The sequence below is a fragment of the Limnobacter sp. genome (genome assembly GCF_036846585.1).
Taxonomy (GTDB): Bacteria; Pseudomonadota; Gammaproteobacteria; order Burkholderiales; family Burkholderiaceae_B; genus Limnobacter.
In genome coordinates, this window is sequence record NZ_DAIUBR010000023.1 from 1 (window position 1) to 11,525 (window position 11,525).

General features: G+C 53.7%; 10 protein-coding genes. 3 read left to right on the forward strand and 7 right to left on the reverse strand.

Features of this window, described 5'->3' with window-relative positions; all coding sequences use genetic code 11:
• Positions 1–370: 370 nt before the first annotated feature.
• Both V7028_RS10970 and V7028_RS10975 read right to left on the reverse strand, forming a co-directional pair.
• Positions 371–1,000: a response regulator transcription factor gene (locus V7028_RS10970; protein WP_334120124.1), complete on the reverse strand. Its 630-nt coding sequence runs from the start codon at positions 998–1,000 to the stop codon at positions 371–373.
• Positions 993–2,531, reverse strand: a complete 1,539-nt coding sequence (locus V7028_RS10975) for a hybrid sensor histidine kinase/response regulator (protein ID WP_334120125.1) — start codon at positions 2,529–2,531, stop codon at positions 993–995. The genes V7028_RS10970 and V7028_RS10975 overlap by 8 nt, the downstream gene beginning before the upstream one ends.
• Positions 2,532–2,714: 183 nt before the next feature.
• Here V7028_RS10975 and V7028_RS10980 point away from each other — a divergent pair, with 183 nt between their 5' ends.
• Entirely contained in the window at positions 2,715–3,707 is a 993-nt protein-coding gene (locus tag V7028_RS10980; RefSeq protein ID WP_334120126.1) for a CheR family methyltransferase, read from the forward strand.
• Between the two features lie 54 nt (positions 3,708–3,761).
• Positions 3,762–4,877: a protein-glutamate methylesterase/protein-glutamine glutaminase gene (locus V7028_RS10985; protein ID WP_334120127.1), complete on the forward strand. Its 1,116-nt coding sequence runs from the start codon at positions 3,762–3,764 to the stop codon at positions 4,875–4,877.
• On the opposite strand, the gene V7028_RS10990 is transcribed toward V7028_RS10985, so the two are convergent.
• Positions 4,860–6,596: a putative bifunctional diguanylate cyclase/phosphodiesterase gene (locus V7028_RS10990; protein WP_334120128.1), complete on the reverse strand. Its 1,737-nt coding sequence runs from the start codon at positions 6,594–6,596 to the stop codon at positions 4,860–4,862. The two genes, V7028_RS10985 and V7028_RS10990, sit on opposite strands and share 18 nt — an antisense overlap.
• Positions 6,597–6,698: 102 nt before the next feature.
• Here V7028_RS10990 and greB point away from each other — a divergent pair, with 102 nt between their 5' ends.
• On the forward strand, positions 6,699–7,256 hold the full coding sequence (gene greB, locus V7028_RS10995; RefSeq protein WP_334120129.1) for a transcription elongation factor GreB: 558 nt from the start codon (positions 6,699–6,701) through the stop codon (positions 7,254–7,256).
• Between the two features lie 62 nt (positions 7,257–7,318).
• Here the strand turns inward: greB and V7028_RS11000 are convergent, their stop codons facing one another.
• The 4 genes from V7028_RS11000 to minC form a co-directional block, all read right to left on the reverse strand.
• Positions 7,319–9,547 (reverse strand): RelA/SpoT family protein, encoded by a 2,229-nt coding sequence (locus tag V7028_RS11000; protein WP_334120130.1) that lies wholly within the window; start codon positions 9,545–9,547, stop codon positions 7,319–7,321.
• A gap of 59 nt (positions 9,548–9,606) precedes the next feature.
• On the reverse strand, positions 9,607–9,861 hold the full coding sequence (minE, locus tag V7028_RS11005) for a cell division topological specificity factor MinE (RefSeq protein ID WP_159571646.1): 255 nt from the start codon (positions 9,859–9,861) through the stop codon (positions 9,607–9,609).
• 4 nt (positions 9,862–9,865) lie between these two features.
• Positions 9,866–10,678 (reverse strand): septum site-determining protein MinD, encoded by an 813-nt coding sequence (gene minD / locus V7028_RS11010; protein ID WP_305566058.1) that lies wholly within the window; start codon positions 10,676–10,678, stop codon positions 9,866–9,868.
• 10 nt (positions 10,679–10,688) lie between these two features.
• On the reverse strand, positions 10,689–11,525 hold an 837-nt coding region (gene minC, locus V7028_RS11015; protein ID WP_334120131.1), incomplete at its 5' end, for a septum site-determining protein MinC.

The following is an 11,525-nucleotide window of genomic DNA, read 5'->3' on the forward strand; positions in this document are numbered from 1 at the left end:
CGCGTTGCTGGCGAGGCGGTGGGGCTTGATTATGCCAAGGCCATTAGCGAGCTCTCACAGGGCCAGTTGCAGCTTCAGGCAGCGCAGCAAAGCTTTGCCAGCGTTTCGCAATTAACGCTATTCAACTTCATCGGCTAAGCAACGGTTTTCACGCCAATTCGGCGTGAGTTGCTTGCTTCCGCACTGAAAACCGCTGTATCCCTTGTTGAATTTATTCTTGCTCACCGAATCAGGCAAAACAGATGGCCTGATTCAGTGTCGGCTTGACGCCGAACGCTGCGAATAAACCCAAGCAGGGCGGTTTTCTTGAAGTGCGGAACAAGCAAACCCACTGCCGAGTTGGCCAAAACCTGCAGGCAAGCAAACACTCTCAGATCAGTCCGTTTTCCAACGCATACCGCGTCAGTTCACCATTGGTTTTCATGCGCATTTTCTCAAGAATGCGTGCCCGGTAAACGCTCACTGTCTTGGGGCTCAACGACAACTCATCGGCAATCTCGCTCAGTTTTTTGCCCGAGGCAATCATGCGAATGGTTTGAAATTCACGGTCGCTTAACGTAGCGTGCAAAGGCTTTTCAGAATCTTCAGTCAAGTGACTGGCCAGCGATTCAGCCAGTTCAGGTGTAATGTACTTGCGGCCTGCGGCAATTACCTGAATGGCATCGACCAGCTTTTCGGGGGCGGTGTTTTTGGTCAGATAACCGGATGCACCAGCTTTCAGGCAGCGCACGGCATACTGGTCTTCCGGGTGCATGGACAGCATCAGGATTTTCAGCGCAGGGTATTTGTCTTTCAGAATTTTGACAATGTCCACGCCATTCTTGCCCGGCATGGAAATGTCCAGAATGGCCAGGTCAACGCTGTGCGCACCCATGGCCTTCATGATTTCGGAATATTCCCCTGCCTGGGCCACCACCTGCACAAAATTTGTGTCTTCAAGCAACTGCTTCAGGCTGCCCCGAAGCAATGCATGGTCATCTGCCAACAACACCTTAATCATTTTCTGCCTCACCTGTGTGATTGCTTCTCGGTATTGAAACCATGACCGTTGTACCCGATCCCAGCGATCCGCTTACATCTACCCAGCCCTCAAAAGCTGCAACCCGTTCTTGCATGCCGCGCAGGCCAAATGATGTTTCTTTTAATTTGTCAGTATTCTCGATGCCGCGACCATTGTCACGAATCTCTAACGATAGTTCATTTTCCGACACAAACAACTCCACATCAACCCTAGTGGCCTGGGCGTGCTTCACGATATTGGTCAGCGCTTCCTGCAGAATTCGAAACAGTGCCGTATTTTTCTCGGCATCCAGGTCCAATTCGTCCACATTGCACTGAAAAGTACCCTCGATCCGGGTGCGCTTCTGGAAATCGGTCATCTGCCATTCCAGCGCGGGAATCAGGCCGTAGTCCAGTATGCCGGGGCGCAAGTCCTTTGCAATCCGCTGGCTGCTGGCCAGCAGGTGTTCAATCAGCTCCAGCATGTCATCCAGTTTTTCTTGCACGGCAGGGTCGGGTGACAATATTTTATTTAACCACGCCACATCGGCTTTCAGCTTGGTCAGGGATCCACCCATGTCATCGTGAATTTCCCGTGCAATCGCGCCGCGTTCCTGTTCCCGTCTTTTTTCGATTTCGGTGGTAACAAGGCGTAATTCGGTTTGGGCATTGAGCAGACGCTCCTCGGCCTCCTTGCGGTCAGAAATATCCAGCAACACGCCATCCCACACAAACAGGTTTCCGCGTGGTTTGGCAACTGCATTCATCAGCACCCACCGGTCAAGCCGCTTGCCGTAGTTCTTCAAGCGACCTTCCCAAGTCACGGCCACGCCGGGGCGAGGCGGTTCCATCAACATCTCAAACAGTGCCGCGGCATCTACAGACTCAAACTGCTCAAAGAAATAGTGGGGGTTTTCCAGAAACAGCCTTGGCGGCACGCCAAACAGACGCACAACACCTTCGCTGACAAAAGGCACAGTGGGGCGGGGCATGGAAGGGCCGGATTGCATCTGGAAAATAATGCCCGGGATGTTCTCTGCAATGGCTGCGAACCGGCGTTCGGATTCCCGCTGTGCCTGCTCGGCGGAGGCCAGGCTGCGCCGCTCATTGGCAGCTCGAAGCGACCGTTCAATGGCAGGTACAAGGCGTGCCATCTTGTCTTTCATCAAATAGTCATCAGCCCCGGCCCGCATGGCTTCAACCGCCACATGTTCACCGATGCTGCCTGACACGATAATGAAAGGAATGTCCAGGCCTGAATCACGCACTATTTTCAGGGCTTCTTCGGACCCAAAGCCTGGCAGGTTGTGATCGGAAATAACCACCTGCCACTCTTCGTGCTCCAGGCATCGGCGCAACTCGTCAATCCGGTCAACACGGGTTGCCGTGTATTTCAGTCCGCCCTGTTTCAGGCGGTAACACATCAACTCAAAGTCTGAATCATTGTCTTCCACCACCAGTACTTTCAATCCACCATCTGAAAAGTTACTGATGTCCAACAATGACGGGGGCAATCCTCTGGATTCACTCATTGTTTGTACGCCTGTTGATTGGCTTTCTTGTTTTGCACAGGATCAAAGCGAGATTTAACACCATTTCAAGGTTTTAATCCTTGCATTCTTCTAACCATATTATCGGAACATAACAGGGTATAGAACTCATTCGCGTCGGGCCACCCACCTAATTGTGTGAACCCCCGGCGACAAAGGCACTAGATGAATCGTCCACCGTTGAAATTCGAACCTCCCGGAACCCGATACAGCACGGACGCTGTTGCGGAGGCCAAGCAGGCCGCTGCCGCAGTGAATCTCAGTTTGCAAAGCGAAGACAATGCCGAGCGTGAATTTGAATTCAATGAAAAAGATTTCTCCCGCGTGCGTGCGCTGATCCTGAAAATTGCCGGCATTTCGCTGGCGCCCAGCAAGCAAAGCATGGTCTACAGCCGTTTGGCGCGTCGCTTGCGAGCTTGCAAACACAACCGCTTTTCCTCTTATCTGGATGCACTGGAGCTTAATTCCAGCAACCCGGAATGGGAGCATTTCACCAATTCGCTCACGACAAATTTGACCTCGTTTTACCGGGAAGCTCACCACTTTGACATTCTGAAAACACAACTGCAATCCCTTTCACGCAGTGCTCGAATTGAATTGTGGTGCAGCGCCGCCTCGACAGGGGAGGAGCCCTACACCATGGCCATTGCTGCCATGGAAGCTTTTAACAGCATGAATCCCCCCGTGCGGATTCTGGGCACCGACATTGACACCAAAGTACTGGAACATGCCAGGAAGGGCGTGTATCGCCTGGACCAGGTGGGAAAAATTTCTGAAGAGATTCTTCGCAAATACTTCATCAAGGGCAAAGGCGAAAGTGAAGGCATGATTCATGTGCGCCCGGAAGTGCAGGCAATGGTGACTTTTAGAAAGCTCAACCTGATGGACAATGTGTGGTCCCTGCGACCGGGCTTTGATGCCATCTTTTGCAGAAATGTCATGATTTATTTTGAAAAAGACGTACAGCTTCAAATTCTCAAGCGATTTGCACCCTTGATGAAGCCAAACGGTTTGCTGTATGCAGGGCACTCTGAGAACTTTGCCATGGCTCGGGATTATTTCACTTTGCGTGGCAAAACCGTGTACACGGTGAACGCTGACAAAGCGGCCAAGACAGGCACCGATGGCGAAGGCCCGGTGCGTAAGCTTTTTGCATGAACCGCGTGCTTGTACCCCTTAATGCTGTAAAACCCACCTTGCCAGGCTTGTGAAATGGAAAAAATCAAAGTATTGGTAGTTGATGATTCGGCCTTGATACGCAGCGTGATGAGCAAGATCATCAATTCACAGCGCGACATGGAAACCGTGGCCACCGCCCCTGATCCCTTCATCGCCCGAGATCAAATCAGGAAGTACAGTCCGGACGTGATTACACTGGACATCGAAATGCCTAAAATGAATGGCATTGAATTTCTGGAAAAAATCATGCGTTTGCGCCCCACGCCGGTGGTGATGGTGGCGACGCTGACTGAGCGGGGAGCGGATGTCACCTTCCGTGCCCTTGAACTGGGAGCCGTTGACTTCGTGACCAAACCCAAACTGGATATCAGCCAGGGCATGATTGATTACGCCAATCAAATTACCGACAAGATTCGTGCGGCATATGCCGCACGTTTCCGTTTGAAACGCTTGCCGCCAAAGCTGGCAGTGCAAACACCAGTGGCCCAGAGCGACCCAGTCACCGGCGTGGTGGTGCCCACCAACAACGCCTTGGGCAACCGCTATGCAGCCACGGAAAAACTGGTTCTGATTGGTTCCTCCACTGGGGGTACCGAGGCCATTCGGGTCATTCTCGAGCAAATGCCCCACGACAGCCCTGCTATTCTGATTACCCAGCACATGCCCGCCGGTTTCACCAAAAGCTTTGCGGATCGTTTGAACCAGGTGTGCAAGATCACCGTGAAAGAAGCCGTGCACGGCGAGCGCGTTCTGCCTGGGCATGCCTATATTGCGCCTGGCGACAGGCACTTGCTGCTTGGGCGAAACGGGGCCAATTACATTTGCCAGTTGTCCGATTCGGAACCCGTGAACAGGCACCGGCCTTCCGTGGAGGTATTGTTCAGGTCTGGACAGGAAATTTCACCGCGCAACATCGTGGGCGTGATGCTGACCGGCATGGGCAAAGACGGTGCACAAGCCATGGCCGACATGAAAGCTGCGGGAAGCTACAATATTTGCCAGGACGAGGCCAGTTCCGTGGTGTTCGGCATGCCTCGGGAGGCCATTGCATTGGGCGCAGCCGACGAAGTGGTCGCTTTAAACCAGATCGTCAAGCATCTTTTGGACCATCTGTCGAAAATTGCACGGCGTTCAGCCGTTCGAATTTGAAGAAGGCACGGCTGGCTTCTCGAGCCAGTTCAGCAAGGTTTGAAGATCCATCGGACGGGAAAACCAATAGCCCTGCAACCGGTCACAACCCATCTGGATCAGGCTTTCCCGTTGTTCGGCAGTCTCTATGCCCTCCGCATGAACAATCAAGCCTAGCGCATGGGCCAGGTCAATCACTGCCTTCACAATCATGTGGCTGTTCTGGTCTTCCAGCAAATCCATCACAAAGCTTTTGTCGATTTTAAGAATGTCGACAGGCAACTGGCGAAGGTAATTCAGCGACGCATAACCAGTGCCAAAATCATCCATTGCAATCTGCGAACCCTCTGCCTTCAGTTTGTTCAAGGCCTCCACCGTGCGCGTCATGTCGTCAATGGCAGCCGATTCCGTCACCTCAAACTCCATCCACTTCGGATCCAGTCCAGCGTTGCGAACAGCATTCTTCGCCTTGGCAGGAAATTCCGGGTTCAGCAGCTGGCCTGCCGAGCAGTTCACGGCGCACCATAGCATGTGCCCGCGCTTGTGCAGTTCAAGAACCTTTCGGCTGGCTGATTCAATGACCCAGTCGCCCAAAGCGTCGATCAAACCGGAATCCTCGGCCACACCGATAAACTCGCAGGGCATGATTCGACCAAGTTCGGGGTGTGTCCACCTCACCAAAGCCTCTACGCCGCAGATACAGCCAGTTTTAAGGTCTTCAACGGGCTGAAAGTCCAGCACCAGTTCATTGCTTTCAATGCCCTTGGCCAAACCCAATTCAATTGTTTTTCGCCGCCGGGCCAAATCATGAATTTCCGGAGCAAGGGCATTGAGCAATTCAAGGCCCTGCGATTCAATAACATGTGCAACCGACTGGGCATGGGTGACCAGTTCTGCGGCGTGCTGCCCATGTATGCCGGGGCGTGCCAGGCCCATGCGCATATGGGGCCGAACAGCAATGTTTTCTATCATGAACACCCGGTTCAGGTCCGCTTCAAGCCCGCACAGGGTATTTGCAACGCTCACTGTCCCATCGGCCCAGTTCAGCTTGTTGGTCACCACCACCACCACATTGTCGGACCACCTGCACAGAATGTCCTGTTTGAATGTATCCCGCACGCGTTCCACGATTGTTTCCAGCATGTTGCGGCGAATTCGGGGGTCCACCTCCGGGCGCCGTGCCTGGTTTCGGGACACATTCACGCTAAGCAGACACAGCGCGTTGTCCTCGCCCTGATTGGTGCGAAGCCCGGACAGGGTCTTGACCAAGCCTTGGCGATTCAAAAAACCTGTCGCTGTATCGAAATAAACTGCACGGCGATGTGCCTGTTCAAGCTGCTGTTTTTCACGGCGCAGGCGGTGGGTGTGAATTTCCCGCCGCACCGCCGGGATCAGCCGTTCCGGGCGGGATTTTTCGACGTAGTCGCGAACGCCTTCATGCATGGCCTGTACACCCAGCGCATCCGAGGCCAAACCGGACAACAAAATGGTTGGTGTGTCGGGGCGCATTTCTTCGACCATGTCGATTGTTTTGTCGTGCGTCAAATACGGCATTGAGTAGTCGCAGATCACCAGATCCGGTTCAATGTCCTCCAGTGTCTGTCTTAAACTGTCCTCGCTGTGCGCATGGCGCACAATGGCGGTAGACCACGCTTGGATGATTTGACGTTTGATCAGCAAAAAATCATCTTCGCTGTCGTCAACAACAATGATTCTGGGCGCGTCCTGTTCTGTGGTCATTGAAGGTTTTATGATGATGTTATAAGCAAAGAAACAGCCGTCTTCCTGTATCCTGCACACTTCTGCAAAGGCTGTCTAGTCGGGCAATTCACGAGAAAAGACATGAGCAAGGCATTCACCAAAGAAAATGATTCTGAATTTGAGGACGATGGCCCCGATGCCAGCCAGGCATTGCCCCAAGGTCTGAAAAACTACATCACGCCACAAGGCTATCGCCGCTTGCGTGACGAGCTTACGCATCTGGTGAAAACGGAGCGTCCTGAAGTGGTGGCTGTGGTGTCATGGGCGGCGTCCAATGGGGATCGTTCCGAGAATGGCGACTATCTGTACGGCAAAAAACGCCTGCGTGAAATTGATCGCCGCATTCGCTTTCTGACCAAACGCACCGAAATTGCCGAGGTGGTAGACCCTGGCACCCAGCAGGAACTGGAAAGCATTTTCTTTGGTGCCACCGTAAGCTACATCAACAGCAAGGGCGAGGAATTGACCGTGAAAATCGTGGGTGTGGATGAAGTAGACACCTCGAAAGGACACATCAGCTGGATATCACCAGTGGCGCGAGCCTTGTTGAAAGCAAAAGAAGGTGATGTGGTGCAGTTGATGACGCCTGCCGGACGGGATGAACTTGAGATAGTTGAAGTGAAGTATGTGATCGACTGATCACCGTGCTTCGTTGCCCAGGTGTCGGCCTACAGTCGAATGATGGTAGTTCGTGCCGCAACTTAGTGCGCCGTGGTGTCAGCCACCGGCAGTCGAACTTTCGCAAACGCACGACCTTTCACCCGAGTAACCCGTTCCACGTATTCAAGCTTGCGCAGCGCCATCAAAATGCGCGCCAGGTGCACACGATCAGTCACCTGAATGGTGAAGTGCAGTAACTTGCGGTAAGTGGTTTCGTCGCTCATGGTCAGGTTGGTGATGTTGGCACCGGCATCTGACAAAGTGGCCGCAATGGTGGCCAATGCGCCTTTCTCGTTCACCGCCTGCAGGTCCACGTTCACATCGAAGGGGCGCGTAATTTCAGGCGACCACTGCACATCGGTCCAGCGCTCTGGCTCTTTGCGCATTTGCTTGCGGGCGGTTTCGCATTCATCGGTGTGAATGATCAGGCCGGATCCCTTTCGCACATAACCGATGATGTGGTCACCGGGAATCGGCAAACAACAGGGCGCGCGCTGAACGGACATGCCTTCGCCCCCGTGAATCATGATTGGGGCGCGTGTTTCGCCCGTGTTGCCTGAAGGTGAATCCACGCGTGCATCGGCTCGACCCATGGCAATCAGCACGCGGCGTGCCACCACCGGGGCCACGCGACGGCCCGCACCAATGTCGGCCAGCAGTTCATCGCGGGTGCTGACCTGGGAATCTTTTTGCAGGCGGTCCCACACTTCATTGCTCAGGTTTTCCAGCTTGATCTGGTCGGCTTCCAGTGCCTGCTCAAGCAACCTGCTGCCCAAGCGCACCGTTTCTTCCAGATTCATCGACTTCAGGTAGTGCCGAATTTCCGAGCGGGCCTTGCCCGAACGCACAAAACCAAGCCACACGGGGTTGGGGCGGGAATGGGGGGCCGTAATAATCTCAACCACATCGCCGCTTTTCAGAATGGTACGAAGGGGTTCGATCACTTGGTTGACGCGCGCAGCCACACAGTGGTTGCCAACGTCGGTGTGCACGGCATAGGCGAAGTCGACCACAGTGGCACCGCGCGGCAGGCTCATGATCTTGCCGTTTGGGGTGAACACGTACACCGCATCGGGGAACAGGTCCACCTTGATGTGTTCCAGAAACTCTGCTGAATCGCCGGTCTGGTTTTGAATATCCAGAAGGCTTTGCAGCAGGCGGTGGGTTTGGGTCTGAATGTTGTTCAGTGCCTCCCCTTCTCCTTTGTATAGCCAGTGCGATGCCACACCTTTTTCAGCAACCTGGTGCATTTCTTCGGTACGAATCTGAAATTCCACGGGTGTACCGTAGGGGCCCAGCAAGGTAGTGTGCAGGCTTTGGTAGCCGTTTAACTTGGGTATTGCAATGTAGTCTTTGAACTTGCCTGGCACTGGCTTGAACAGTTGGTGCAACATGCCCATGGCCATGTAACAACCCGGCATGTCTTTCACCACCACGCGGAAACCGTATACATCCAGCACTTGGGAAAAGCTGAGGCGCTTTTCAATCATTTTGCGGTAAATGCCGTACAGCGCTTTTTCACGACCAAACACCTGGCACTCAATGTTCGAGTCGTCCAGGCATTTTTCCACTGCTTCGAGAATTTTGCTTACCACCTCGCGGCGGTTACCACGCGCTGCAAGCACCGCTTTCTTCAGCACTTCGTAGCGCAGGGGGTAGGCATGCTGGAAGCTGAGGTCTTGCAGTTCACGGAAAATTTCGTTCAAGCCCAGGCGATGGGCAATCGGGGCGTAAATTTCAAGGGTTTCAAGGGCAATGCGGCGTTTTTTGGCAGGGCTCATAATCTCGAGCGTGCGCATATTGTGCAAACGGTCGGCGAGTTTTACCAAAATTACGCGCAGGTCGCGGGCCATGGCCAGCAACATTTTTCGGAAGTTTTCAGCCTGCGCTTCTTCTCGGGAGGAAAATTCCATTTTGTCGAGCTTGGAAAGCCCGTCCACCAAATCAGCCACAGAGCCACCGAAGCGCTCAATCAAGTCTTCTTTGGTTGTGCCGGAGTCCTCCATCACATCGTGAAGGAGGGCGGCTTGAATGGCCTGGCTGTCCAGGCGCCAACTGGCGCACAGTTCGGCCACAGCAATGGGGTGGGTTACGTAGGGTTCACCTGTGGCGCGAAATTGCCCTAGGTGTGCAACGTCAGAAAACTTGTAAGCCTCGCGAACACGCCGAATCTCTGCCTCGGGCAAATATGCCGAGGCAAGTCCTATTAGCTGTGCGATAGAGACCACATCGGGTCGGTTTGGCTCAGGTTGAAGTTCTCTGGCTTGCATTGCCCCCCGCATTTTGTACCACTGTTACAACTTTAACTACGATCTTCTATTGTGCAGTCTTACTTCTGGTCGGGCAAGACGATATTGACTTCCAACATCTCCATATTGCCTTGTTTTTGAAGGTTAAACTTCACGTCTTCCTGGTCAATCTTGACGTATTTGGCAATGACTTGCATCAATTCGTCCCGCATTTGGGGCAAAAAGTCGGGGCCGTCCTGGTCCACACGTTCGCGCGCGATGATCAAAGACAGTCGTTCTTTTGCAACATTGGCAGACTTTTTCTTTTCGCCAAACAGCATGCTGAGTAATGACATAGCCTTAACCTCCAAACAAGCGCTTCAGCAGGCTGGGCTTTTCGTAGTCCACAAACTGCAGCGGTTTGGTTTCGCCCAGAAAGCGCGAAATGCAGTCTTGGTAGGCCAATGCCGCATCGTTTTCTTCGGCGTGAATGACTGGCATGCCTTGGTTGGACGCCTGCAACACGGTTTCTGATTCCGGAATGACACCCAGCAGCGGCACGCGCAACAGGTCGGCCACATCTGAATAGCTTAGCATTTCGCCATCGGCTGCACGTTTGGCAGAATAGCGGGTGATCAGCAAGTGTTCTTTTACAGGCTCGCCACCTTCTTTGGCGCGCTTGCTCTTGGCCTGCAAAATACCAATGATGCGGTCGGAATCGCGAACAGACGACACTTCCGGGTTGGTAACCACAATCGCTTCATCGGCGAAAGTCAGGGCCATCACCGCGCCGCGTTCAATACCCGCCGGGCTGTCGCACACAATGTACTCGAACCCCATCTCGATCAGGTCTTTGATAACTTTCTCGACGCCTTCTTCGGTCAGCGCGTCTTTGTCTCGGGTTTGGGATGCGGGCAAAATCGACAGCATTGGGCAATGTTTGTCTTTGATCAGGGTTTGCTGCAGGTTGGCTTCACCGTTGATCACGTTGACCAGGTCGTAAACCACGCGGCGCTCGCAACCCATGATCAGATCCAGGTTGCGCAAGCCCACGTCAAAGTCGATCACTACCGTTTTAAAACCACGCAAGGCCAGGCCTGCGGAAAAACTTGCGCTGGTAGTTGTTTTACCAACGCCACCCTTACCGGATGTAACAACAATGACTCGACTCACAAATGGTCTCCTAGCGGATGTTGATGGCCTTGAGCCGCAAAACTGCGGGCTCGCTGCCATGGTCAAGATGAATTAATGTGGGCTTGGATCGGTTTTCTTCAGGAAAGCCGCCCTCGAATGTCAGGTAGTAACCCGCCACGGCCACCAGTTCCGCCTCGAAGCAGGTGGACATGATTCTGGCCTGCGGATCACCTGCGGCACCTGCCAGGGCACGGCCCCGCAATACACCGTAAACGTGCACATTGCCGTCTGCGATGACTTCGGCCCCGGCAGACACCTGCCCCATGACAACCAGGTCGGCGCCTTGTGCGTAAATTTTCTGGCCACTGCGCACGGATTGTTCTATCACCATGGTTCGGCGCGCATTGTCGAATTCAGGCACCGTGGGGTGCTGTTGTGCTGCGGGCTTCTCCACCGGCTTTTCAACCGGGGGTTCAACAGTTTCGGTCTCCGCTTCTGTGTCGCCGGTTTCGTAGCGCAGCCCCAGCTCTTCGGCTTGGGTTTCCAGTGCGGCGCTGTGTCCACGCACTTCCACCAGGTGAACCCCGGCTGTTTTCAGCAGGTCTGCGTAGGCGCGCAGGCCAATGCCTTGCTCTGCCAGTTCCGCCTCGGTCCATGCTGAAAAATCCAGCACGGCAGGTTCTGCGGAATACACGCCGGGCGAGGGGCCAAGCCGTTTTTTCAATGCATCAAGGCTTTCTTGCAACGGGGCGGGGCGCAGCGAAAAGGTCACCGCCTTGATTTTGGCAAATTTGATGTCAAGCAGTGCGGAGCTGGGTTTGTTCAAAGTAATTGTGTTCCGGGAAATCAGAAATAATAGCCAGCTAATTTTGCAGTCAATTTTACG

Excerpts from the sequence above, each read along its gene's own strand:
- minE (WP_159571646.1), bottom strand. The coding sequence starts at position 9,861 with ATGTCATTACTCAGCATGCTGTTTGGCGAAAAGAAAAAGTCTGCCAAT.
- greB (WP_334120129.1), top strand. The coding sequence starts at position 6,699 with ATGAGCAAGGCATTCACCAAAGAAAATGATTCTGAATTTGAGGACGAT.
- V7028_RS10975 (WP_334120125.1), bottom strand. The coding sequence starts at position 2,531 with ATGAGTGAATCCAGAGGATTGCCCCCGTCATTGTTGGACATCAGTAAC.
- V7028_RS10990 (WP_334120128.1), bottom strand. The coding sequence starts at position 6,596 with ATGACCACAGAACAGGACGCGCCCAGAATCATTGTTGTTGACGACAGC.
- V7028_RS10980 (WP_334120126.1), top strand. The coding sequence starts at position 2,715 with ATGAATCGTCCACCGTTGAAATTCGAACCTCCCGGAACCCGATACAGC.
- V7028_RS11000 (WP_334120130.1), bottom strand. The coding sequence starts at position 9,547 with ATGCAAGCCAGAGAACTTCAACCTGAGCCAAACCGACCCGATGTGGTC.
- V7028_RS10970 (WP_334120124.1), bottom strand. The coding sequence starts at position 1,000 with ATGATTAAGGTGTTGTTGGCAGATGACCATGCATTGCTTCGGGGCAGC.
- V7028_RS10985 (WP_334120127.1), top strand. The coding sequence starts at position 3,762 with ATGGAAAAAATCAAAGTATTGGTAGTTGATGATTCGGCCTTGATACGC.